Annotated in this window: 23 protein-coding genes; 14 read left to right on the top strand and 9 right to left on the bottom strand. The window is 66.2% G+C overall.

All coding sequences use genetic code 11. The features are described 5' to 3' along the window. Positions 1-56 precede the first annotated feature (56 nt). On the bottom strand, positions 57-1,094 hold the full coding sequence (locus tag QMO14_RS11400; RefSeq protein WP_301507259.1) for a bifunctional riboflavin kinase/FAD synthetase: 1,038 nt from the start codon (positions 1,092-1,094) through the stop codon (positions 57-59). Positions 1,095-1,260: 166 nt separating this feature from the next. On the opposite strand from QMO14_RS11400, the gene QMO14_RS11395 reads away from it, so the two are divergent. Then, positions 1,261-1,821 (top strand): HNH endonuclease, encoded by a 561-nt coding sequence (locus tag QMO14_RS11395; protein WP_301507257.1) that lies wholly within the window; start codon positions 1,261-1,263, stop codon positions 1,819-1,821. Between the two features lie 13 nt (positions 1,822-1,834). Here the strand turns inward: QMO14_RS11395 and QMO14_RS11390 are convergent, their stop codons facing one another. From QMO14_RS11390 to QMO14_RS11375, 4 genes are all read right to left on the bottom strand, one after another. Beyond that, positions 1,835-2,626: an enoyl-CoA hydratase gene (locus QMO14_RS11390; RefSeq protein ID WP_301507254.1), complete on the bottom strand. Its 792-nt coding sequence runs from the start codon at positions 2,624-2,626 to the stop codon at positions 1,835-1,837. Between the two features lie 11 nt (positions 2,627-2,637). Beyond that, positions 2,638-3,996: an alpha/beta fold hydrolase gene (locus QMO14_RS11385; RefSeq protein WP_301507252.1), complete on the bottom strand. Its 1,359-nt coding sequence runs from the start codon at positions 3,994-3,996 to the stop codon at positions 2,638-2,640. A 179-nt stretch (positions 3,997-4,175) separates the two neighbouring features. Beyond that, positions 4,176-5,291, bottom strand: coding sequence for an acyl-CoA dehydrogenase family protein (locus tag QMO14_RS11380; protein WP_301507250.1), 1,116 nt, complete (start codon positions 5,289-5,291; stop codon positions 4,176-4,178). Between the two features lie 12 nt (positions 5,292-5,303). Continuing rightward, positions 5,304-6,485, bottom strand: coding sequence for an acyl-CoA dehydrogenase family protein (locus tag QMO14_RS11375; protein WP_301507248.1), 1,182 nt, complete (start codon positions 6,483-6,485; stop codon positions 5,304-5,306). 163 nt (positions 6,486-6,648) lie between these two features. Here QMO14_RS11375 and purN point away from each other — a divergent pair, with 163 nt between their 5' ends. Continuing rightward, on the top strand, positions 6,649-7,245 hold the full coding sequence (gene purN, locus QMO14_RS11370) for a phosphoribosylglycinamide formyltransferase (RefSeq protein WP_301507246.1): 597 nt from the start codon (positions 6,649-6,651) through the stop codon (positions 7,243-7,245). Between the two features lie 37 nt (positions 7,246-7,282). After that, positions 7,283-7,597: an I78 family peptidase inhibitor gene (locus QMO14_RS11365; RefSeq protein ID WP_301507244.1), complete on the top strand. Its 315-nt coding sequence runs from the start codon at positions 7,283-7,285 to the stop codon at positions 7,595-7,597. Positions 7,598-7,666: 69 nt separating this feature from the next. On the opposite strand, the gene QMO14_RS11360 is transcribed toward QMO14_RS11365, so the two are convergent. Further along, positions 7,667-7,900 (bottom strand): DUF1653 domain-containing protein, encoded by a 234-nt coding sequence (locus QMO14_RS11360; RefSeq protein WP_301507242.1) that lies wholly within the window; start codon positions 7,898-7,900, stop codon positions 7,667-7,669. Between the two features lie 53 nt (positions 7,901-7,953). On the opposite strand from QMO14_RS11360, the gene QMO14_RS11355 reads away from it, so the two are divergent. From QMO14_RS11355 to QMO14_RS11345, 3 genes are all read left to right on the top strand, one after another. Beyond that, positions 7,954-9,807 (top strand): M48 family metalloprotease, encoded by a 1,854-nt coding sequence (locus QMO14_RS11355; protein ID WP_301507240.1) that lies wholly within the window; start codon positions 7,954-7,956, stop codon positions 9,805-9,807. 40 nt (positions 9,808-9,847) lie between these two features. After that, a complete protein-coding gene (locus QMO14_RS11350; RefSeq protein ID WP_301507238.1) occupies positions 9,848-11,119 on the top strand; it encodes an RsmB/NOP family class I SAM-dependent RNA methyltransferase in 1,272 nt (423 codons plus the stop codon). A 136-nt stretch (positions 11,120-11,255) separates the two neighbouring features. After that, positions 11,256-12,470, top strand: coding sequence for a fatty acid desaturase (locus QMO14_RS11345; RefSeq protein ID WP_301507236.1), 1,215 nt, complete (start codon positions 11,256-11,258; stop codon positions 12,468-12,470). A gap of 174 nt (positions 12,471-12,644) precedes the next feature. Here the strand turns inward: QMO14_RS11345 and rpmG are convergent, their stop codons facing one another. The 3 genes from rpmG to trxB all read right to left on the bottom strand — a co-directional run bounded on the left by rpmG (position 12,645) and on the right by trxB (position 14,194). Continuing rightward, the gene (gene rpmG / locus QMO14_RS11340) at positions 12,645-12,818 is read right to left on the bottom strand and encodes a 50S ribosomal protein L33 (protein ID WP_007830291.1); all 174 of its coding nucleotides are present in this window, start codon (positions 12,816-12,818) and stop codon (positions 12,645-12,647) included. A gap of 11 nt (positions 12,819-12,829) precedes the next feature. Then, positions 12,830-13,063 (bottom strand): 50S ribosomal protein L28, encoded by a 234-nt coding sequence (gene rpmB, locus QMO14_RS11335; RefSeq protein WP_081265743.1) that lies wholly within the window; start codon positions 13,061-13,063, stop codon positions 12,830-12,832. 171 nt (positions 13,064-13,234) lie between these two features. Beyond that, positions 13,235-14,194, bottom strand: coding sequence for a thioredoxin-disulfide reductase (gene trxB / locus QMO14_RS11330; protein WP_301507192.1), 960 nt, complete (start codon positions 14,192-14,194; stop codon positions 13,235-13,237). A 183-nt stretch (positions 14,195-14,377) separates the two neighbouring features. On the opposite strand from trxB, the gene QMO14_RS11325 reads away from it, so the two are divergent. The 8 genes from QMO14_RS11325 to QMO14_RS11290 all read left to right on the top strand — a co-directional run bounded on the left by QMO14_RS11325 (position 14,378) and on the right by QMO14_RS11290 (position 23,686). After that, positions 14,378-15,052, top strand: a complete 675-nt coding sequence (locus QMO14_RS11325) for a Crp/Fnr family transcriptional regulator (protein ID WP_093123707.1) — start codon at positions 14,378-14,380, stop codon at positions 15,050-15,052. A 100-nt stretch (positions 15,053-15,152) separates the two neighbouring features. After that, positions 15,153-17,603: a DNA translocase FtsK gene (locus QMO14_RS11320; RefSeq protein ID WP_301507186.1), complete on the top strand. Its 2,451-nt coding sequence runs from the start codon at positions 15,153-15,155 to the stop codon at positions 17,601-17,603. A 157-nt stretch (positions 17,604-17,760) separates the two neighbouring features. Next, a complete protein-coding gene (gene lolA / locus QMO14_RS11315; protein ID WP_301507184.1) occupies positions 17,761-18,393 on the top strand; it encodes an outer membrane lipoprotein chaperone LolA in 633 nt (210 codons plus the stop codon). A 25-nt stretch (positions 18,394-18,418) separates the two neighbouring features. Continuing rightward, a complete protein-coding gene (locus QMO14_RS11310; RefSeq protein ID WP_301507182.1) occupies positions 18,419-19,711 on the top strand; it encodes a replication-associated recombination protein A in 1,293 nt (430 codons plus the stop codon). 251 nt (positions 19,712-19,962) lie between these two features. Beyond that, a complete protein-coding gene (locus QMO14_RS11305; RefSeq protein WP_301507180.1) occupies positions 19,963-20,892 on the top strand; it encodes a branched-chain amino acid ABC transporter permease in 930 nt (309 codons plus the stop codon). A gap of 13 nt (positions 20,893-20,905) precedes the next feature. Beyond that, entirely contained in the window at positions 20,906-22,114 is a 1,209-nt protein-coding gene (locus QMO14_RS11300; RefSeq protein WP_301507179.1) for a branched-chain amino acid ABC transporter permease, read from the top strand. Positions 22,115-22,134: 20 nt separating this feature from the next. Next, a complete protein-coding gene (locus QMO14_RS11295) occupies positions 22,135-22,908 on the top strand; it encodes an ABC transporter ATP-binding protein (protein ID WP_301507177.1) in 774 nt (257 codons plus the stop codon). Between the two features lie 16 nt (positions 22,909-22,924). Continuing rightward, a complete protein-coding gene (locus QMO14_RS11290; RefSeq protein WP_301507390.1) occupies positions 22,925-23,686 on the top strand; it encodes an ABC transporter ATP-binding protein in 762 nt (253 codons plus the stop codon). The last annotated feature ends 118 nt before the right edge of the window (positions 23,687-23,804 follow it).

Here is a 23,804-nt window from a genome sequence, read left to right as displayed (position 1 = left end):
AGGTAAAGCCGTTCGCCCTGAGCTTGTCGAAGGGCGGCAGCACGGTGCGTGCAGGGCTAAATTCGATCGCGCGTGGTCTGGCGATGGGTTTCGGCGTGGGTCGAGGCAAAGAACGCGCGAGCGTCGCGGCCATCCTTCGCGATGCCCGCGGTGAGGGCTTCGAGGCTGGTATAGCGCAATTCGTCGTGCAGTTTGTGCAGAAGTTCCACGCGGACGATTTTACCGTAGGCCCCTTCGGCGCCCAGATGGGAGGGCCACTCCAGGCAATGGGTTTCGAGCAGCACCCGCCCGGCATTGACGTCGTTGGCGTCCAGCGAGGGGCGCACGCCGAGGTTGGCCACGCCCGGCAGGGGCTGTTCGGACAGGCCGTGCACCAGCACCGCGAAGATGCCGCTGGCAGCCGGTTTCCAATGTTTGAAGCGCAGGTTGAGTGTGCGAAAACCGTCGTCCTTGCCCGGCGCCGAGGCGCCCAGCGCCCGGCCCAGCTTGCGGCCATGGACCACATGGCCCGAGATGGTGTACGGGCGGCCCAGCAGCGTATGGGCGTCGGCCATTCGGCCTTCGGCCAGCGCCTCGCGCACGGCTGAGCTGGAAACCCGCAGGCCGTGAACCTCATAGCTGTTCATGCGCGCCACGTCGAAGCCGCGAGCGTCGCCGGCCGCGTCGAGCATGGCGTAGTCGCCGGCACGTTTGGCGCCGAAGCGGAAGTCGTCGCCCACCAGCACGTAGCGCGCGCCCAGGCCGTCGATCAGCACGTTCTGGATGAATTCCTCGGGCGATTGCGAGGCGAGCCGGGCGTCGAAGGGCAGCACGATGGTCTGCGCCACGCCGCAGGCCGCCAGCTCGCTGAGCTTGTCGCGCAGCGTGCCGATGCGCGCCGGTGCCAGGTCGGGCTTCTTGGTGATGGCGGCGAAATAGTCGCGCGGATGAGGTTCGAAGGTGAGCACGCAGCTGGGCAGCCCGCGCTGGCGGGCCTCGGTCTGCAGCAGCGCGAGCATGGCCTGGTGTCCACGGTGCACGCCGTCGAAATTGCCAATGGTGAGGGCGCAGGCGGGGGCTACGCCAGGGTGCCGGAAGCCACGAAAAACCTGCATCGGTGAGTATCTTTTTGATAGCGCCTTTCGCCCGTCAAATGGGCGAATCAGGCCGATTTGTCACAAAGCCGGTATATTGTGACGCAGTGCGTTGACCGGCGTGGGTCTCCAACGCGCTCCGTGTCCCTGGTCTTTCCGTGTTCTCTCCCTTTTCGAGGAGGCGTGTGTGAAGGTCTTGAAGCTGTCGGCCCAAGGGCTGCCCCAGTCATGGATTTCGCTGGAACAGGCGGTGATCCACTACGCGGCGGACGAAGTCCGCTGGGAAGTGGGCGCGCAGGTGGCGGTGTTCCGTGGCGGCCACAACGCGATCACCGGCGAGCAGTCGCAGATCGCGATCAACAGCATCATCGGCACCAAGGGCGTGCCGCGCATCAACCCCTTCGCGCTGCGCCCCGGCCTCACCAACAGCAAGCTCTTCGCGCGCGACCGCAACATCTGCGCCTACTGCGGCGGCCACTTCCACGAAGACGAGCTCACCCGCGAGCACATCATCCCGTTCGCCCAGAAGGGTATCGACACCTGGATGAACGTGGTCACCGCCTGCAAGCCGTGCAACCACCGCAAGAGCAGCCGCACGCCCGAGCAGGCCGGCATGCCCCTGCTGTACGCGCCCTACGTGCCCAGCCTCTGGGAAGACTTCATCCTGCGCAACCGCCGCATCCTGGCGGACCAGATGGAGTTCCTGATGGCGCACCTGCCGCAGAGCTCGCGGCTGCACGATTCCTAGCTGACCTGCGCTCTCAGCGCTTCCAGTCAGGCGGCCGTTTCTCGATGAAGGCCTGCACGCCTTCCAGTGCGCTCTCGTCCATCATGTTGCAGGCCATGGTCTGGCTGGCGTCGGCCAGCGCGGCTTCGATGCCGGTTTCGAGCTGGCGGTAGAACAGGGCCTTGCCCAGCGCCAGCGCCGTGCGGGGCTTGGCGACGATGCTGGCGACCAATGACTCGACCGCCGCATCCAGCTCTTCAGGCGGTGCCACGCGGTTGACCAGCCCCTTCTCGCGCGCCTCCTGCGCGCTGATGAATTCGCCCGTCACAAGCATCTCGAAGGCTTCCTTGCGCCCGAGGTTGCGCGAGAGCGTGACGCTCGGGGTGGCGCAGAAGAGGCCCACGTTCACGCCACTGACCGCGAAGCGGGCTTCGCTCGACGCGACCGCAAGGTCGCAGACGGCGACCAATTGGCAGCCAGCCGCCGTCGCGATGCCGTGCACGCGAGCGATCACCGGCACGGGCAGCTTCTGGATCGACAGCATCATCGCGCCGCAGCGCTCGAACAGCTGCTCGTAGTAGTCCAGCGAGGGGGATGCGCGCATTTCCTTCAGGTCGTGGCCGGCGCAGAAGGCCTTGCCAGCCCCGGCGATGACCACCGCGCGCACGTTGCCGTCGGCCGCGACCTCGGCCAATGCCCGCTCGAGCGCGCCGAGCAAGCCTTCTGAGAGCGCGTTGAACGCGGATGGCCGGTTCAACGTCAGCGTGACCACGCCGCGTGCGTCGCGCGACTGCAGGACGAAGGGGGCGTCGGTAACGTCGGTCATGGCCTGCTCCATCAGTACGTCAGCTCGAGCACGGTGACGTGCTCCCTCGCCGCCGGCCAGGTCAGGCCGGTGATGCGCTCGCCGTTGAATTCGCCGGTCACCGCACGCTGCGGCTCGGCGGCGGCGACGCGCAGCCGCGAGCTCGACACGCCCGCTCCCTTCGGCGGCACGCCCGCCGGCGGGCTCTGGCCGTCGAAGCGCATGGTGTCGCGCTGGGCGTCGAAGTAGCCGCGCGGCCGCGTGAAGACGACGACCGCGCCAGCGCTGCCGTCGGCCGGCGTGACGCGCTCCGGCTTCAGGTTCACCACGCCGCTGCTGCGCGGAAAGGGGCTGCGGTAGATGTGCGTGGTGCCGTAGCTGGGCGTGGCCAGCACGAATTCGTAGGACGCGTCGCCGCGCGCCTTGAAGGGGCCCCAGCGGCCGTCGGCGCCGATGGACTTGGTGAAGACCGCCTGGCCGAGCCGCGCGCCTGTGGCGGGATCGACTGCGTAGACGCTCACCGTGGCGCCGTTCAGCGACAGGTTCTCGGCACCGATCGCGCGGCCGTTGAGCACGACGTTGGCCTCGGGCGCGACCTCGGTGGTGCGCGGCGCCTGGCCGGTCAGGAACTGCCAGGTCGCAGCGAAGGCTGCGGGCGAGAACGAAGTCTCGCGGTGGTCGACGCGCGGCAGCACGATGTTGGTCGCGCCCTTGAGCGCCGGTCCGTCGAAGCCGATGTTGGTCGGCTTGCCGGGCGCGCCGATCCACACGCCGTCGGGCTGCGCGTACTTGTCGTTGTTGTCGGAGCGCAGGGTGAGCCACTTCACGCCGGGCGTGACTTCCTCGCCGTTCGGGCCCTTCGGCGCATTGAGCTGCTGCATGAAGCCCGAGAGCCCCGAGAACTCGTTGTTTTCGCGCAGGCCCTTCACCGCCCAGATGCCGTGCGCCGGGTTGCCGCCCAGCACCACGTGGCTCACTWCCGCCGCGCCGCCGCCGTTCTGCACGTAGTTGCGGATGGTGTTGCCGCCGCGCGAGTTGCCGATCAGCACCACCTTGCTCGCGCCGGTGGCCTTCAGCACCTTGTCGACCTCGGCCTTGAGGAACACGGCCGATTCGCCGGTCGAGCTGCGCCCTGGTTGCGCCACCGCGTCGTCGTCTCGCGCGAGCGGGTTGGGCTGGTCGACCGCGAACAGCCGGTCGCGCGGCCAGCCGTTCGACTCGAAGCGCCAGATCGTCGTCTGCCAGAGAGCGGCCGAGTCGCCGTTGCCGTGCATGAAGACGATGGGCGGGCGCTCGGTGTACGAGGGCGTGGGAGAGATGGCGCAGGCAGTGAGCATCGCGGTGGTGGTTCCTGCGGCCATGGCGACGAGGAGGGTACGGCGGGTCTGCATGTTTCGTTCCTGGGGTCCGGAGTGAGGGGCCAAGTGAAAACACCCGCCAGCGATGAGCGGGCGGGCGTTGGATGCTAGCGGAACACCGCGGAACCGGCTCTGCCGGGCCGCTGGTGTTGCCCCCGGTAGGGGTTGGCGAAGCGACACGAAGTGCGCGCAGCCGGGGGGCGAGCCTTGTCCTAGGCGAAGACGCCGGCGGTGTCCTGCATGCGGGCGGAGACCTCGCCCAGGTGGTGCAGCGTATCGCCGAAGACCATTTCCATCTGCGTGAGCTTGCGGAAGTAGTGGCTGCCGATGTATTCGTCGGTCACGCCGATGCCGCCGTGCAGCTGCACCGAGTTGGCGGCGATGTAGCGCATCGACACGCCGAGCTGGTACTTGGCGCGTGCCAGCGCCTGGCGGCGCTCGTCGGCCGGGGCGTTGAGCTTGAGCGTGGCGTAGTAGCTCATCGAGCGGGCCAGCTCGAGCTGCATCTTCATGTCGGCGACGCGGTGGCGCAGCGCCTGGAAGCTGGAGATGACCACGCCGAACTGCTTGCGCTGGTTCAGGTACTCGACGGTGAGGTCCACGGTCTTGTCCATCACGCCCACGCCCTCGGCGCAGGTGGCGGCGATGCCGACGTCCACCGCGTATTCGAGCGCGGCGAGGCCGTCGAGCGTGACCAGGGTTGCGTCGGCCTTGTCGAACACGACCTCGGCGGCACGGGAGCCGTCCTGCGTGCCGTAGCCGCGCGCTTCCACGCCGCTGGCGCTGCGCTCGACCAGGAAGAGGGCGATCTTGCCGTCGACCTTCGCCGGCACCAGGAAGGCATCGGCTTCGTCACCCACGGGCACAACGCTCTTGGCGCCGTTCAGCGACCAGCCGTCGCCGGCCTTGGCGGCATGCGCCTCGCACACGTCGAGGCGATAGCGCGCCTTGCGCTCCTGGTAGGCCAGCACGACGATGGCCTGGCCGCCCGCGATGCGCGGCAGCCAGCTTTCCTTGGTGTCTGCGCCCGCGTAGCCGCTGAGCACAGCGCCGGCGATCAGCGTCTGCGCGAAGGGCTCCAGCACGATGCCGCGGCCCAGTTCCTCCATGACGACCATGCCGGCCACCGGGCCCATGCCCAGGCCGCCGTCGTCTTCGCTGATATAGAGGCCGCCCAGGCCGAGTTCGGCCAGTTCGTCCCAGGCCTCGCGCGAGAAGCCGCCCTTGGCCTCGATGCCACGGCGGCGCTCGAAGTCATAGCCCTTGTCGACCCATTTGCGCACGGCGTCGCGCAGCTGTTCCTGGTCGTCGGTGAAATTGAAATCCATGTTCGTGTCTCCTCAGCCCAGGACCGTCTGCGCGACGATGTTGCGTTGCACTTCGTTGCTGCCACCGTAGATGGTGGTCTTGCGCATGTTGAAGAAGGTCGACGCCAGCGGCGCGAGCGCCGGGTTGCCGCCCGGGAAGTTGCCTTGCCAGCCGGCTTCCATCGCCTCGCGGATCAGCGGCAGCGAGTACGCGCCGCCGGCCAGCATCATCAGTTCGCTGTAGCGCTGCTGGATCTCGCTGCCGCGGATCTTGAGCAGGCCCGCAACGTCCAGCGAGTTCTTGCCCGAGGTGGCGGCCGAGAGCACGCGCAGCACCATCATCTCGAGCGCGACGATGTCGACTTCGAGCCTGGCGATCTCGTCGCGGAAGCGCTGGTCTTCGTACACGCCTTCGGACTTCGCGATGCGCTTGAGACGCTCGAGCTCGCGCTTGGCGCGGTTCACGTCGGCGATGTTGGTGCGCTCGTGCGAGAGCAAGTGCTTGGCGTAGGTCCAGCCCTTGTTCTCCTCGCCGATGAGGTTCTCGGCGGGCACTTCGACGTTGTCGAAGAACACTTCGTTGACTTCATGGCCGCCGTCGAGCAGCTTGATCGGACGCACGGTGACGCCGGGCGACTTCATGTCCAGCAGCAGGAAGCTGATGCCGGTCTGGGGCTTGCCGTCGCTGCTGGTGCGAACGAGGTTGAACATCCAGTCGCCATACTGGCCGAGGGTGGTCCAGGTCTTCTGGCCGTTGACGATGTACTTGTCGCCCTTGCGCTCTGCCTTGGTCTTCAGCGATGCGAGGTCGGAGCCCGAACCCGGTTCGCTGTAGCCCTGGCTCCACCAGACTTCGCCGCTGGCGATTCCGGGGAGGAAGCGCTTTTGCTGCTCGGCGTTGCCGAAGGCCATGATCACCGGGGCGACCATCACGGGGCCGAAGGGCACGATGCGCGGCGCGCCGGCCAGCGCGGTTTCTTCCTCGAACAGGTGGCGCTGGACGGCGGTCCAGCCCGGGCCGCCGAATTCCTTCGGCCAGCCGTAGCCCAGCCAGCCCTTCTTGCCGAGGATCTTGGCCCAGCCTTGCAGATCGTCGCGCGTCAGTTCGAGCGCGTTGTGTACCTTGTTCGAAATCTCCTTGGGGAGGTTTTCCTTGACCCAGGCGCGAACCTCTTCGCGGAACTTCTGTTCTTCGGGTGTGAAGCTCAAATCCATGCGTGCCTCGCTGTGTTGATCGGTTCACCGCAGACGCGGTTTGTCTCCGGAGCCACGAGTTTTAGCACGGTCGTGCTGTGATGCGGTGTCCGCGCCGCGACAAGCGCGGGTTGCAGTGCCCGTGGCGGACGCCGGATGCCGGGCACGGATAATCCCGCCTCCCATGAAGAACATCGTGATCCTGATCTCCGGCGGCGGCTCCAACATGGAGGCCATCGTGCGCGCCGCCGGGCGCGACCGCTGGGCCGAGCGCTTCGGCGCGCGCATCGCCGCCGTGGTGAGCAACAAGGCCGAGGCCGGCGGGCTGGCGATCGCCAGGGCCCAGGGCATCGACACCGCCGTGGTCCCGCACAAGGATTTCGCCACCCGCGAGGCTTTCGACGAGGCGCTGGCGAAGGTGGTCGACGGCCATGCGCCGGCGCTGGTGGTGCTGGCGGGGTTCATGCGCATCCTGACGCCGGGTTTCGTCAACCGCTATGCCGGCCGGCTGGTGAACATACATCCCTCGCTGCTACCTGCGTTTCCGGGGCTGAACACGCACCAGCGCGCCATCGAGGCAGGCTGCAAGGTGGCCGGCGTGACGGTCCATCAGGTTACAAGTGAGCTCGATCACGGGCCGATCCTGGCGCAGGCCGCCGTGCCGGTGCTGCCGGACGACACAGCCGCAACCCTGGCTGGACGGGTGCTCGCACAGGAGCATCTGTTGTATCCGCGTGCCATTGCGGGCTGGCTGGCGGATACATCGCGTCACAAAGAGTAAAGTTGTTTATATTCGCGGGTTTTCGGGAGTCCAGAAAGTGAAGAACCAATCGTTGTTGCTGGCGCTCGCCGGTGCTGCCCTGATGGTGGGCTGTGCCGCTCCGGCGCCCGCGCCCGCGGCAGCTCCTGCGCCGCCGCCGGAGCCGGTGTATCAGTGCAATGCGGACGGTGCCCGCTTTGCCGTTGGCCAGCCGCTGACGCCCCAGCTCGAAGCAGCCGCCCGCGTTCGCGCAGGCGCCGGCGCTGTGCGCGTGCTGAAGCCGGGCGAGGCGACCACGATGGAACTCAATGGCGGGCGGCTCAACCTCGACGTCGACGCCCGCAACCGCGTGACGGACGTCCGCTGCGGCTGACCCTCATCCGGCTTGCTGCGAAAAAGATGGCGGGCCAGCCAGGCAGGACAGCGTTGGCAGCCCGTCTGGTCAGATCGGTGTGAATCTTCTGCGCGCGACGCCGTCTACCTCCACGGTTTCGCCGAACATGGCAGCCGGCCGGACCCAGAGGCCGTGCGCACCGTACAGGGCCCGGTACAGCGTCATCGGCTCCAGCGTCTCGCTGTGGCGCACGGTGCCGAGCACTTCGTATTCACCGCCCTTGTAGTGGCGGTAGCGCCCGAGGGGCGTTTCGATCAGGGGAGGGAGGTCTTCGTCGTTCAACGGCGGCTTGCCTTTCTTCAAAAAACTGGCGGGCTTGATTTGACTGGAGTCGGATGGATCGCGCTGATTTTGTTCACCTGGTTCGACTGAGCGAGCATGCCAGTGCGGACGACAGCGCGCGCTACCGACGCAGCGTCGCGGCCTTTGCCGCGCTCGGCTACCTGTGGGTGCTGGGCTGCCTCGGGCTGTCGGTGGGCATCGTCGCCTGGGTGCTTTTCACGATCGGCGAACAGCGCTTCAACTTCACGCGCGGCTGGCTGCTGCTGTTCGCCCTGGGCCTGCTGTGGGCGACGCTTCGCGCGCTGTGGGTGCGCTTCGACGATCCCGAGGGTATCGAGTTGCGCCGCGAAGACGCGCCGGCGCTCTTCGAGGCTCTGGATCGCATACGCACCCGCATCAAGGGACCGCCGGTCCACCACGTCTACCTCGACGACGACTTCAACGCCAGCATCCGGCAGGTGCCGCGCTTCGGCCTGTTCGGCGGCGCCGTCAATTCGCTGAGCATCGGGCTGCCGCTTCTGATGATGCTCGACCGGCGGCGGCTGCTGTCGGTGCTGGCCCACGAATACGGCCACCTGCGCGGCAACCACGGCCAGCTGAGCGCGTGGATCTACCGCACCCGGCTGTCGTGGCTCAAGCTGGATGCCAGCCTGCAGCGCAACGAGGGCGTGATGGCGCTGTTCTCGCAGGCCTTCTTCCGCTGGTACTTTCCGCGCTTCGCGGCCAAGACCTTCGCGCTGGCCCGCCAGGACGAATACGAGGCCGATCGCATCTCGGGCCGGCTGCTGGGCGCATCCGTGGCTGCGGCCGCGCTGACCGAGATCGCGATCAAGGGCAACTGGTACGCCAACGAGTTCTGGCCCTGGCACTGGGCTCGCGCCGAGCACGAGCCGATGCCGCCGGGTCCCTTCGAGGCGCTGCGCAAGCGGGTGCGCACGCCTCCCGACGACGACTTCGCGCGCCAGGCGCTGCGCGAGGCGATGCGCCGTGTGAGCGACCTGGAAGACACCCACCCGGTGCTGCGCGACCGGCTGGAGGCGCTGGAGCAGAAGGCGGTCATGCCCGAGTGGTCGATGCGCCCGGCGCTCGAAATGCTGGTCGACCGCAAGAAATGGATCGCGCATTTCGACAGCCAGTGGCGCCGCGCCCATGCCGCCGACTGGAAGCAGCACCATGCGCACCGTTCGCGCATCCGCGAGCGCATCGCGGTGCTGGCGGCGCGCGGCGAGCGCAACACGCCGGATGAAATGGTCGAGTGGGCCGATTCCGAGCGGCGGCTCGACCCGTCGGCTCCCGTGCGCGTGCGCTACGAGAGCGCGCTGCAGATTGCTCCCGAACATCCCGGCGCACTGCGCGGACTTGCCCAGATGCTGCCGGCAAGCGACCGCGAGGCGCGGCTTGCGGTGCTCGAGCGCCTGCATGGTTCGGGCGCAGCCAGCCGGTGGTGGGCGGCCAAGAGCGCCGTCGCCTCGCTCGAGGACCCGGACTCGGGGCCGCACGACGAAGAAGCGCTGAAGCTGTGGCGCGGCCGGCTCAAGGAGGCGGAGGAGGCGGAAGCGCGTGCCTGGGAGGAGATCACAGGCACGCCGTTCTTCAGCCAGATTTCGCGCCACGACCTCAACGACTACGAACTGGGCGAGCTGCGGGCCGACCTCGTGCGCTGCCTGCCCGCGTCCCGGGCCTGGCTGGTGCGCAAGATCCTGCGCGAATTTCCCTGGCGCCGTGCCTACATCGTGTTCGTCGAGCTGCCGGGGCTTGACGACGAGGACCGATGGAATCTCTGCCGCCAGCTGGAGCAGACACTCACGCTGCCAGGCGCCGCGCTGGTGCTGTGGGCCGGCCATTCGCCGAAGCTGGAAGACATCGAGCGCGAGGCTTTCGGAGCGGTCTGGGTGCGCGACGCCTAGCCTTTCGGGCCGGGTTCCCCGCGGCTGAGACAATCGGGGGATGCATCCCAAAGCCCTGTTGGAGGCGACCGCCGATCTGGTCGGCCTCGTCCTGAAGTTCGATCATCCTGCCGACCAGGTCGTGTCGCGGTTCTTCCGCGACCACCGCGAGTTCGGCCCGCGCGAGCGCGCGACGCTTGCCGAAACCGTCTACACCGTGCTTCGCAAGAAGCTGCTTTTCGACCACCTCTCGCCCTCCGGCAGCGGCTCGAAGGAGCGCCGCATGGCGATCCTGGGCTTCCATGGCCCTCGCGATTTCCTGAAAAGCGCGCTCAACGACACCGAGAAGCGCTGGCTCGACAACTGTGACGCCGTGAAGCCCGACGACCTGCTGGAGCGCCATCGCCACAACCTCCCCGAGTGGCTGGTGGCGCCGCTGAAGGCGCAGCTCGGCAACGGCTTCTGGCCGCTGGTCGAGGCCCTGCAGCAGCCCGCGCCGCTCGATCTGCGCGTCAATGCGCTGACCGACAAGCGCGCGGATGTTAAGGCGGAGCTTGCGCTGGCTGCTATCAAATCGGAAGCGACGCCGTTTTCGCCCTGGGGCCTGCGCATCGACGGCAAGCCTGCGCTGACCAAGCTGGATGCCTTTGCCCGCGGCGCCATCGAGGTGCAGGACGAGGGCTCGCAGCTGCTGGCTCTGCTGCTGGATGCCAAGCGTGGCGAGATGGTGGTCGATTTCTGCGCCGGCGCCGGCGGCAAGACGCTGGCCATCGGCGCGACGATGCGCAACACCGGCCGGCTCTACGCCTTCGACACCTCGGCGCATCGGCTGGACGCGCTCAAGCCGCGTCTGGCGCGCAGCAAGCTGTCGAACGTGCATCCGGCCGCCATCGCCCACGAGCGCGACGACCGGATCAAGCGCCTCGCGGGCAAGATCGACCGCGTGCTGGTCGACGCGCCCTGTTCGGGGCTGGGTACGCTGCGGCGCAATCCGGATCTGAAATGGCGGCAGTCGCCCAAGTCGGTGGAGGAATTGACGGTCAAGCAGACGGCCATCCTGCAGAGCGCCGCGCGGCTGGTGAAGTCGGGCGGGCGTCTGGTTTACGCCACCTGCAGCGTGCTGCCGGAGGAAAACGAGGCGATCGCCGAGGCTTTCAGCGCCGCCAATCCCGACTTCGTGCCTGTGGATGTGGCGGAATTGCTGCAGGGGCTCAAGGTCGAGGGTTTCGAGGCGCTGTGCTCCGGCGGGGAGGGCGCCAGGCGCTACCTGCGGCTGTGGCCGCACCTCCATTCGACCGACGGTTTCTTTGCCGCGGCCTGGAACCGGAAATAGAGGACGGACTCCAAACTAGGGTTAATCTGCGATTTTCGTGAAGGTTTAAAGGGGTTGTTTTAGGCCCTCGGACCTTAAAATCGGGGGTTATCTGAAGACCGCACCTTCGTGCGGCCATGATGGAGTACCTGACTCAATGTTGCTTCCTGACTCCGCCGTTCTGAATGCGGCCATCCAATGGCTCGGACACGGCCTGTGGGACCTCGCATGGTGGCAAGTCGTGCTGTACACGCTCGCCACCACGCACATCACGATTGCCGCGGTCACGATCTTCCTGCACCGCACGCAAACGCACCGGGCCATGGATCTGGGCCCGATCCCGTCGCATTTCTTCCGCTTCTGGCTCTGGATCGGCACCGGCATGGTGACGAAGGAGTGGGTCGCGATCCACCGCAAGCACCACGCCAAGTGCGAAACCCAGGACGACCCGCACAGCCCGCAGGTCAAGGGCATCGAAGAAGTGCTCTGGCGCGGCGCCGAGCTGTATCGCGCCGAATCGAAGAACAAGGAAACGATGGAGCGCTACGGTCACGGCACGCCCGATGACTGGATCGAGCGCAACCTGTATTCGCGCTACAGCTGGCAGGGCGTCGGCCTGATGCTGGTTCTGAACCTGGCGCTGTTCGGCACGCTCGGCATGGCCGTGTGGGCTGTGCAGATGCTCTGGATCCCGATCACCGCCGCCGGTGTGATCAACGGCATCGGCCACTACTGGGGCTATCGCAACTTCGAGGCGCCCGATGCCAGCCGCAACATCATGCCCTGGGGGCTGATCATCGGCGGCGAAGAGTTGCACAACAACCACCACACGTACCCGACCTCGGCCAAGTTCTCGGTCAAGAAGTACGAGTTCGACATCGGCTGGATCTACATCCAGGCGCTGCAGAAGCTGGGCTGGGCCAAGGTCAAGAAGGTGCCGCCGAAGATGCTGATGGGCGACATCCAGCCCGTGGCCAACGAGAAGACGCTCGAGGCCGTCATCGCCAACCGCTACGAAGTCATGGCAGGTTATGCGCGCGAAATGCGGCGTGCCACCAGCCAGGAGCTGGAGACGCTGAAGACCAAGGGTGCAGACCTGTCCGTGCTCAAGGCTGCCAAGCGCTGGCTGCATCGCGACGACGACAAGGTGCCTGCCTCGGCCCGCTCGCACGTGGTGCAGGCCCGTGCCGCGCATCCGGTGCTCGACAAGATGGTCACGATGCGCGAAGAGTTGCGCCAGCTGTGGCTCAACACCTCGCAGTCGCGCGAGCAACTGGCGGCCGATCTGGCGGCTTGGTGCCATCGTGCGGAAGCCAGCGGTATTGCTGGCTTGCGCGACTTCTCGACCCGTCTGCGCGCTGCCCGCGCCTGACGCTAAAAAAGGGCTTGTCCCTGAATGAAAGCCGGCCTGAGGGCCGGCTTTTTTATGCCCGTCGTTTTCCGCATGGATGCCAAATGCTCGACAAGAACGTGAAACGAAATAGACGGGCAATAAAAAACCCGCTGTGTTTGCAGCGGGTTTTTTATTTGGAGAAACCGGGCCGAATTACTTCAGCTTGATTTCCTTGTATTCGACGTGCTTGCGCGCCTTGGGGTCGAACTTCATGATCGACATCTTTTCAGGCATCGTCTTCTTGTTCTTGCTGGTCGTGTAGAAGTGGCCGGTACCCGCAGTGGATTCCAGCTTGATCTTTTCGCGTCCGCCTTTGCTCGTTGCCATGATTCAGCTCCTTAGGCTTGGCCGCGTGCGCGCAGGTCTGCGAGCACGGAATCGATACCGTTCTTGTCGATCAGGCGCAGCGCAGCGCTAGAAACACGCAGGCGAACCCAGCGGTTTTCGGTCTCGACCCAGAAACGGCGGTATTGCAGGTTCGGCAGGAACCGGCGCTTGGTTTTGTTGTTGGCGTGGGAAACGTTGTTTCCGACCATCGGGCCCTTGCCCGTTACGTCGCATACGCGTGCCATGAGGACACTCTTTCTTGAACAGCTGGCACCGGTGCGATCAGGGCGATCGCAGGTGTTTTGCAGCTTGACCTCGCCAGAAAACGGGTGGCGGTACCCCGGCTTCGCCGCGACCCGGAAGAGGGTCCTGTTTCGGCAAAGCCTCGGATTATAGCCCTTTTGAGCGCCCGCCGGTTACAGCGTGCCGTCCTGCTCCAGGAAGCGTTGTGCGTCGAGTGCGGCCATGCAACCGGTGCCGGCGCTGGTGATGGCCTGGCGGTAGACGTTGTCCTGCACGTCGCCAGCGGCGAAAACGCCCGGAATGCTGGTCATCGTCGCGAAGCCCTGCAGCCCGGAGCGGGTCAGGATGTAGTTGTCCTTCATCTCCAGCTGGCCCTGGAAGATGTCGGTGTTGGGGTGATGCCCGATGGCGATGAAGCAGCCCTTGAGGTCGATCTGCTCGGTGGCGCCGGTCTGCGTGTTCTTGATTCGGATGCCCGTCACGCCCGTGTCGTCGCCCAGCACCTGGTCGAGCTCGTTGTGCAGCTTCAGCACGATCTTGCCCTCGGCGACCTTCTCCTTGACCTTGTCGATCAGGATCGGCTCGGCGCGGAACTTGTCGCGGCGGTGCACCAGGGTGACCTTGTTCGCGATGTTGGCGAGGTAAAGCGCCTCCTCGACAGCCGTGTTGCCGCCGCCGATCACACAGACCTCCTGCTCGCGGTAGAAGAAGCCGTCGCAGGTCGCGCATGCGGAAACGCCGCGGCCCATGAACTTCTGCTCGGAGTCGAGGCCCAGGTACTTCGCGGAAGCGCCGGTGGCGATGATCAGCGAGTCGCAGGTGTAGGTGCCGCTGTCGCCGGTGAGGGTGAAGGGGCGCTTGCTCAGGTCGACCTTGTTGATGTGGTCGAACACGATCTGCGTCTTGAAACGTTCCGCATGCTCGAGGAAGCGCTGCATGAGGTCGGGGCCTTGCACGCCGTGGACGTCGGCCGGCCAGTTGTCGACCTCGGTTGTGGTCATCAACTGCCCGCCCTGGGCGATGCCGGTGATGAGCAGGGGCTGCAGATTTGCGCGTGCTGCATAGACGGCGGCGGTATAGCCGGCGGGGCCTGAGCCCAGAATCAAAACCTTGGCGTGTTGGGGAGCGGACATGAGTAGAAAACCTAGGATGGACGCTGCTTCAGCGTGTACATTTTCAGGGTGGTAGCGATATATATGGAGTATCACTGCCCGGTTCAACACCGGGTAAACGGTGTTTTCAATGCGCGCGATTGTAGTAATCCATCGGCTTGCTGCTTTCTGGATTGCTCCGCCCGCTGTCTCAGGGATTGATAAATGTCGATGCTGTCCAACCTCGAATTGCTTCGGCGCGTTCCATTGTTCGCGTCGTTGACGGCCACGCAGTCCGCCAGCATCGCGGACGCGATCATCAAGAAGCGCTTCAAGCGCGCGGAAGTCGTCGTGGAGCAGGGCAAGAAGTCCGATGCGCTCTACATCATTCTGACGGGGCGGGCGCGCGTCACCAGCGCCGACAGCCGCGGGCGCGAGGTCATCCTCGCCACGCTGCACCCCGGCGACTACCTGGGCGAGATGAGCCTGATCGACGACGAGCCGCATTCAGCCACCGTGCGCACCGAGATCCAGTGCGACGTGCTCATGCTGGGCCGCGATGCCTTCGCGCGTTGCCTGCCCGAGAACTCCTCCATGGCCTACAACATCATGCGCGGCCTCGTGCAGCGCCTGCGCCATGCCGACCGCAAGATCGAGTCGCTTGCGCTGATGGACGTCTACGGGCGCGTGGCCCGCTCGCTGCTCGAGTTCGCCATCGAGGACGGCGCAGGCAACCTCAAGGTGCGCGACAAGATCTCCCGCCAGGACCTGGCCAAGATGGTCGGCGCCTCGCGCGAAATGGTGAGCCGCGTGATGAAGGATCTCGAAGAGCGCGGTTTCGTCCAGACGCAGGAAGACGGATCGATGATCGTCAAGGAACGGCTCCTGTCGCTGGCCTGAGCCTCCAGGGCCGGGGTCGCCGTTACCGGCGGCCCCGGCCTTTTGTTGTAGTGTTCGTGCATCCGGCCCCTGTTTCCCGAGGCCGGGAGCCGTGTTTTTCATGACCTATTCGCTGAATACGCTTCAATCTTCTTCTGCCGCCGAAGGGCAACCGGTGCGCGTGCGCGCCATGCGCTTCGCCCACGAGATCACGCTGATCGCAGGATTCGCAGCGCTGCTGTTCTGGCTGCTCTCGATGCTGAGCTTCACGCCCTCCGACGCCGCCTGGTCCACATCGGGCACCGGGGGCGAAATCAAGAACTGGGGCGGCCGCATCGGCGCCTGGCTCGCTGACGGCAGCTACTACGCCGCCGGCTACTCCGTCTGGTGGTGCCTTTTCGCCGGGCTGCGGGCATGGCTCTCCTCGCTGGCCAGTTGGCTGCGTGGCGGCGAGCCTGCGTCTTCCGAGCAGCCTGCGCCGCGCGGGCGTTTCAACCGCAGCCGCCTTGCCTTCTGGCTCGGCCTGATCCTGCTGCTTTGCGCGAGCACCGTGCTCGAATGGTCGCGCCTGTACCGGCTGGAAGCCCACCTGCCGGGCTCCGGCGGTGGTGCGCTGGGATATTTGGTTGGGCCGGCCAGCGTGCGCTGGATGGGATTCACCGGTTCCGCGCTGGTCGCCATCGCCGGCGGCGTGATCGGCTCCGCGCTGGTGTTCCGCTTCTCCTGGAGCCTGATCGCCGAACGCATCGGCGCCCGCTTCTATTCGCTTTTCGAGTCGCGCCGCGAGAAGCGTGAATTGGCTGCCGACATCGCCATGGGCAAGCAGGCCGCCCGCGAGCGCGCGGAGGCTGACGAGTCCGCCTACTCGCGTGGCGACATCGATTCCGGCCGCTCCGAGCCTTCGCTGTCGCCGGCGTCCGGTGGTTTTGCAGGTGGCAATGGTGCTGGCGACGAAATCCCCGTCGACCCGCGCCCCAAGCGCCGTCCCTCATCTCCGCCTGTGCAGATCGAACCCGCGATGACCGAGGTGCCTCGCAGCGACCGCGTCGTCAAGGAGCGCCAGAAGCCGCTTTTCAACGAACTGCCCGATAGCAAGCTGCCGCAGGTCGACCTGCTCGACGCCGCGCAGGCGCGCCAGGAAACGGTGTCGGCCGACACGCTCGAGATGACCTCGCGCATGATCGAGAAGAAACTGAAAGACTTCGGCGTCGAGGTGCGCGTGGTGCTGGCCTCGCCGGGCCCGGTCATCACGCGCTACGAGATCGAGCCTGCCACTGGTGTCAAGGGTTCGCAGATCGTCAACCTCGCAAAGGACCTGGCGCGCTCTCTCTCGCTGGTGTCTATCCGGGTGGTCGAGACCATTCCGGGCAAGAACTACATGGCGCTGGAGCTGCCGAACGCCAAGCGCCAGTCGATCAAGCTCAGCGAAATCCTGGGCTCGCAGGTCTACAACGAAGGCAAGTCGATGCTCACCATGGGCCTCGGCAAGGACATCATCGGCAACCCGGTGGTGGCCGACCTCGCGAAGATGCCGCACGTGCTGGTGGCCGGTACCACCGGCTCGGGCAAGTCGGTGGGTATCAACGCGATGATCCTGTCGCTGCTCTACAAGGCCGAGGCGCGCGACGTGCGCCTGCTCATGATCGACCCGAAGATGCTCGAGATGTCGGTCTACGAAGGCATCCCGCACCTGCTGGCGCCCGTGGTCACCGACATGCGCCAGGCCGCGCACGGCCTGAACTGGTGCGTGGCCGAGATGGAGCGCCGCTACAAGCTCATGAGCAAGCTGGGCGTGCGCAACCTGGCCGGCTACAACACCAAGATCGACGAAGCCAAGGCGCGTGAGGAGTTCATCTACAACCCCTTCAGCCTCACGCCCGACGACCCCGAGCCGCTCAAGCGCGAGCCGCACATCGTCGTGGTCATCGACGAACTGGCCGACCTGATGATGGTGGTCGGCAAGAAGATCGAAGAGCTGATCGCCCGCCTCGCGCAGAAGGCGCGCGCGGCCGGCATCCACCTGATCCTTGCCACCCAGCGCCCAAGCGTGGACGTGATCACCGGCCTCATCAAGGCCAACATCCCGACTCGCATCGCCTTCCAGGTGTCGAGCAAGATCGACAGCCGCACCATCCTCGACCAGATGGGCGCCGAGGCGCTGCTGGGCATGGGCGACATGCTCTACATGCCCAGCGGCACCGGCCTGCCGATCCGCGTGCACGGCGCCTTCGTGAGTGACGACGAGGTGCACCGGGTGGTGGCCTACCTCAAGAGCCAGGGCGAGCCCGACTACATCGAGGGCGTGCTCGAAGGCGGCACCGTCGATGGCGACGGTGAGGGCGACCTGCTCGGCGGCGGTGGCGACGGCGAGAAAGACCCGATGTACGACCAGGCGGTCGAGGTGGTGCTCAAGAACCGCAAGGCCAGCATCTCGCTGGTGCAGCGTCATCTGAAGATCGGCTACAACCGCGCCGCGCGCCTCGTCGAGGACATGGAGAAGGCCGGCCTCGTCAGTGCCATGAGCGGCAGCGGTCAGCGCGAGATCCTGGTGCCGGCGCGCGCGGCCGAGTGAGCGGTCGCGAAGCCGCTGCTATTCAGGTTACGTGCTGAAAGGCAATTTGCAAAAGCGCCGAGCGGCATTGCAAATCTTCATCCAGACCTACACCTGCCGCAATTCGCGACGGGTAGGGTCGAAAGCCTGATGCCACAGCCATTCAGAGGAATCCAAATTGAAATTGCGTCACTGGCTACTGATCGGCCTGCTGAGTTCCGTCAACGCCTGGGCAGGCGGGCTCGACAGCCTCGAAACCTTCGTGAAGACGGTGAAGTCCGGCCGTGCCGACTTCACCCAGACCGTCACCGCCCCCGCGCGCGAGGGGCAGCCGGGCCGCACCAAGACTTCGACCGGCACCTTCGAATTCCAGCGTCCCGGCAAATTCAAGTTCGACTACCAGAAGCCCTTTGCCCAGAGCATCGTGGCCGACGGCAGGACGCTCTGGCTCTACGACGCTGACCTGAACCAGGTCACGCAGCGCGCGCAGGCGCAAGCGCTGGGTTCCACGCCCGCGGCGCTGATCGCCGCGGCACCCGACCTGAAGGCCCTGCAGGCCGATTTCACCCTCGAGTCCGTGCCCGACCGCGACGGCCTGCAGTGGGTCAAGGCCACGCCGAAGAACAAGGAAGGCCAACTGCAGAGCGTGCAGGTCGGCTTCCAGGGCGATGCACTGGCGGCGCTCGAGATCCTCGACAGCTTCGGCCAGCGCTCTGTGCTCAAGTTCAGCAAGGTTGAAGTGAATCCTTCGCTGCCGGCCAGCGTGTTCGACTTCAAGCCGCCGGCCGGCGCGGACGTCGTCAAGCAATAAGCAAGCAGCAAGCAAGCTCACCGGATTGGCCTCCACCGCCCACCAGCCCCTCGCCGAGCGCCTGCGTCCCAAGACATTGGGCGAGGTGATCGGCCAGCAGCACCTGCTCGGCCCGGGCATGCCGCTGCGCATCGCCTTCGAATCGGGCCAGCCGCATTCCTGCATCCTCTGGGGGCCGCCTGGCACGGGCAAGACCACCATCGCGCGCCTGATGGCCGATGCCTTCGATGCGCAGTTCCTGAGCATCAGCGCGGTGCTCGGCGGCGTGAAGGACATCCGCGAGGCGGTCGAGCGCGCCACCGCCGCGCGCGACGGGCTGACGCAGCAGCGCACCATCGTCTTCGTCGACGAGGTGCACCGCTTCAACAAGAGCCAGCAGGATGCCTTCCTGCCGCACGTGGAGTCGGGCCTCTTCACCTTCATTGGCGCGACCACCGAGAACCCCTCGTTCGAGGTCAACTCCGCGTTGCTGTCGCGTGCCGCCGTCTACGTGCTGCAGTCGCTCGACGAGGGCAACCTCAAGCAGATCGTGGCGCGGGCGCAGGCGATACAGGCGGTGCCCGCCATCGACGACACCGCGGTCGACCGCCTCGTGGCCTATGCCGACGGCGATGCCCGAAGGCTGCTCAACACGCTCGAAACCCTGGCGGTCGCGGCACGCGCCGAGAAGCTCGACCACATCACCGACGAATGGCTGCTGCGCGTGCTCGGCGAGCGCATGCGCCGCTACGACAAGGGCGGGGAGCAGTTCTACGACACCATCAGCGCGCTGCACAAGTCGGTGCGCGGCAGCGACCCCGATGCCGCGCTCTACTGGTTCGTGCGCATGCTCGACGGCGGCGCCGATCCACGCTACATGGCGCGCCGGCTGGTGCGCATGGCCAGCGAAGACATCGGCCTGGCCGACCCGCGCGCGCTGCGCCTCGCGCTCGACGCTGCCGAGGTGTATGAGCGGCTGGGTACCCCCGAGGGCGAACTCGCGCTGGCCGAGTGCGTGGTCTACCTCGCGATCGCGCCCAAGTCGAACGCCGTCTACAAGGCCTACAACGCGGTACGCGCCCTCGTGAAGACCGACACCACGCGCCCGGTGCCCATGCACCTGCGCAATGCGCCGACCAAGCTCATGAAGCAGCTCGACTACGGCAAGGGCTACCGCTATGCGCACGACGAGGAGGGCGGTTTCGCCGCCGGCGAGCGCTACCTTCCCGACGGCCTGGAAGGCCAGGTCTTCTACGAACCGGTGGAGCGTGGACTCGAGATCCGCATCGCGGAAAAGCTGCGCGACCTGCGCCGGCGCAACGACGAAGCCAAGGGCTGATACGGCTGTCTATACCCTGTTGCAGCATGCGCGCAAAGCGTGCATGACCCCACGCGCATACAGCATGACGTGAGCGGGTAAACCCCGGTCCGCGCGCACCGAATCGGCGCTGGCGCGTGACTACAATCCCGCCCACAAATCCGCCGGCGACACATGTTGGCTGGTTTTTTGCTTGTCAAGCCAGGGGCGCCAAACCGGTGTCCCGGTGGGTGAATGGCACCCCAACGGTGCAACACATAGGAAATCGCGTTATGGACATTTTGCTGCAGCAGATCATCAACGGTCTGGTTCTCGGCAGCATGTACGCCTTGATAGCCCTGGGCTATACCATGGTGTACGGCATCATCAATCTGATCAACTTTGCGCACGGCGAGGTGCTGATGGTGGGGGCTCTCACGAGCTGGACCATCATCGGGCTCATGAAGGACGGCATGCCCAACACACCGGGCTGGCTGATCCTCCTCATCGCGCTGATCATTGCCTGCGTCGTCGCGGCGACCCTCAACTTCGTGATCGAGAAGGTGGCCTACCGGCCGCTGCGCAACAGCCCCAAGCTCGCGCCGCTCATTACCGCCATCGGCATGTCGATCCTGCTGCAGACGCTGGCGATGATCATCTGGAAGCCGACCAACAAGGCGTATCCGACGCTGCTGCCTTCCGACCCGATCCACCTCGGCGGCGCGGTCATCTCGCCCACCCAGGTCATGATCCTCAGCGTCACGGCGTTCTCGCTCGTGGTGCTCATGTGGCTGGTCAACTACACCAAGCTCGGCCGCGCGATGCGCGCCACCGCCGAGAATCCGCGCGTCGCCGCGCTGATGGGCATCCGCCCCGACATGGTCATCTCGGCCACCTTCATCATCGGCGCCGTGCTCGCGGCCATCGCGGGCGTGATGTATGCCTCCAACTACGGCATCGCGCAGCACGCGATGGGCTTCCTGCCCGGCCTCAAGGCCTTCACCGCGGCCGTGTTCGGCGGCATCGGCAACCTGGCCGGCGCGGTGGTCGGCGGCATCCTGCTCGGCCTCATCGAAGCCATCGGCTCCGGCTACATCGGAACGATCACCGGCGGTGTGCTGGGCAGCAACTACAGCGACATCTTCGCGTTCATCGTGCTGATCGTCATGCTCACGCTGCGTCCGTCCGGCCTGCTGGGCGAACGCGTGGCCGACCGCGCCTGAGGAGCTTGCGATCATGAAGAACAGCAAGAACCTCGCTCTCTGCCTCATCGGCGCCATTGCCGTGCTCGCGCTGCCGCTGCTGCTGCAGATGCAGGGCAACGCCTGGGTGCGCATCGCCGACATCGCACTGCTCTACGTGCTGCWGGCCCTGGGCCTGAACATCGTGGTCGGCTATGCCGGCCTGCTCGACCTGGGCTACGTCGCCTTCTTCGCGGTGGGGGCCTACCTCTTCGCATTGATGGGCTCATCGCATCTGACCGAAACCTTCCCGTGGTTCGCCCAGATGTTCCCGAACGGCATGCACACCTCGCTGCTGATCGTGATACCGGCGGCCTTCGTGCTGGCGGCGGTGCTCGGCGTGCTGCTGGGCGCGCCCACGCTGAAGCTGCGCGGCGACTACCTCGCCATCGTCACGCTCGGCTTCGGTGAAATCATCCGCGTGTTCCTGAACAACCTCGACCAGCCGGTGAACATCACCAACGGTCCGAAGGGCATCACCTCGATCGACTCGATCAAGTTCTGGGGGCTCGACCTGGGCAAGCCGCTGAAGTTCGACGGCTTCACCATCTCCTCGGTCACGCTCTACTACTACCTGTTCCTGGCGCTGGTGCTGGTCACCATCCTCATCTCGCATCGCCTGCAGCTCTCGCGCATCGGCCGCGCATGGATGGCCATCCGCGAGGACGAGATCGCCGCCAAGGCCATGGGCATCAACACCCGCAACATGAAGCTGCTGGCCTTCGGCATGGGCGCCAGCTTCGGCGGCGTCTCGGGCGCGATGTTCGCGGCCTTCCAGGGCTTCGTGTCGCCCGAGTCCTTCAGCCTGATGGAGTCGGTGATGATCGTGGCCATGGTGGTGCTGGGCGGCATCGGGCACCTGCCCGGCGTCATCCTCGGCGCGGTGCTGCTGGCGGCATTGCCCGAAGTGCTGCGCTATGTAGCCGGCCCGCTGCAATCGCTGACCGACGGCCGCCTCGATGCTTCCATCCTGCGCCAGCTGTTCATCGCGCTGGCCATGATCGTCATCATGCTGATGCGCCCGCGCGGCCTGTGGCCCTCGCCCGAGCATGGCAAGACGCTCGCCAAGAAGGGCGTGGCGCCCGTCGACCCGGCCCATGCGGCCGTGGCGCCCGGATCGCTGCAGACCCACGCGCCGGGCGTCGACACGCCCGCAGACGAACTGCCGGGCGCGGCTTCCCGTCCCATGTCGATCAATCCCTGAACGCCCGAGGAAGAATCAACATGACGACAGAGACCATCCTCGACGTTCGCGGCATCTCCAAGCGCTTCGGCGGGCTGCAGGCCCTCTCGGACGTGGGCATCACCATCAAGCGCGGCCAGGTCTACGGACTGATCGGCCCCAACGGCGCCGGCAAGACCACCTTCTTCAACGTGATCACCGGCCTGTACACGCCCGACAGCGGCACGTTCGAACTCGCGGGCAAGCCCTACCAGCCGACGGCGGTGCATGAAGTGGCAAAGGCCGGCATCGCGCGCACCTTCCAGAACATCCGCCTCTTCGCCGAAATGACGGCGCTCGAGAACGTGATGGTCGGGCGCCACATCCGCACCCATTCAGGCGTGCTCGGTGCGATGTTCCGCACCGGCGGCTTCAAGGCCGAGGAGAAGGCCATCGCCGACCGCGCGCACGAACTGCTCGACTATGTGGGCATCGGCAAGTTCGCCGACTACAAGGCGCGCACGCTGTCGTACGGCGACCAGCGCCGCCTGGAAATCGCTCGCGCGCTGGCCACCGACCCGCAGCTCATCGCGCTCGACGAGCCGGCCGCCGGCATGAACTCCACCGAGAAGGTGGCGCTGCGCGAGCTGATCGACCGCATCCGCCGCGACAACCGCACCATCCTGATCATCGAGCACGACGTCAAGCTCATCATGGGCCTGTGCGACCGCGTGACCGTGCTGGACTACGGCAAGCAGATCGCCGAGGGCACCCCGATGGACGTGCAGAAGAACGAGAAGGTGATCGAGGCCTACCTCGGCACCGGAGGACATTGAGATGACGACCGCAACGATGAGCGAACAAGACACCGCGGCCGGCACCGCGCAAGCCAGGACGGCCGGCAAGACGCTGCTGAAAGTCAGCGGCCTGAAGGTCGGCTACGGCGGCATCCAGGCCGTCAAGGGCGTGGACTTCGAGGTGCGCGAGGGCGAGCTGGTCTCGCTGATCGGCTCCAACGGGGCTGGCAAGACCACCACGATGAAGGCCATCACCGGCACACTGCCGGCCGGAGCCGGCAGCATCGAGTTCCTGGGCCGCAGCATCAAGGGCCGCGGCGCGTGGGACCTGGTGGAAGAGGGCCTCGTGATGGTGCCGGAAGGCCGTGGCGTGTTCACGCGCATGACCATCACCGAGAACCTGCAGATCGGCGCCTACATCCGCAAGGACAAGGCAGCCATCGCGAGCGACATGGAGCGCGTGTTCGTCACCTTCCCGCGCCTGCGCGAGCGCAAGGACCAGCTGGCCGGCACCATGTCGGGCGGCGAACAGCAGATGCTGGCCATGGGCCGTGCGCTCATGGCGCGCCCCAAGGTGCTGCTGCTGGACGAGCCCACCATGGGCCTGTCGCCGATCATGTGCGACAAGATCTTCGAGGTGGTGCAGACCGTGGCCTCGCAGGGCGTGACCATCCTGCTGGTGGAGCAGAACGCCAACCGCGCGCTGCAATTGGCCGACCGCGGCTACGTGATGGAGTCCGGGCTCATCACCATGAGCGGCGATGCCAAGAGCCTGCTGAGCGACCCGCGCGTTCGCGCGGCCTACCTGGGCGAATAAGCCCAGCCCGCCGGCTCTCCGGACTCGTCTTTTCCCCGATCCGTTCCAGTAACACCGCGGCACCGGCTCTGCCGGGCCGCAGGTGTTGCCCCCTGCAAAGGGGGTTGGCGCAGCGGTA

The sequence above is a fragment of the Variovorax sp. CAN15 genome (assembly GCF_030462475.1).
Classification (GTDB): domain Bacteria; phylum Pseudomonadota; class Gammaproteobacteria; order Burkholderiales; family Burkholderiaceae_C; genus Variovorax.
The sequence above is the reverse complement of the archived record's forward strand: the minus strand, read 5'-3'. Positions and strand labels throughout refer to the sequence as shown.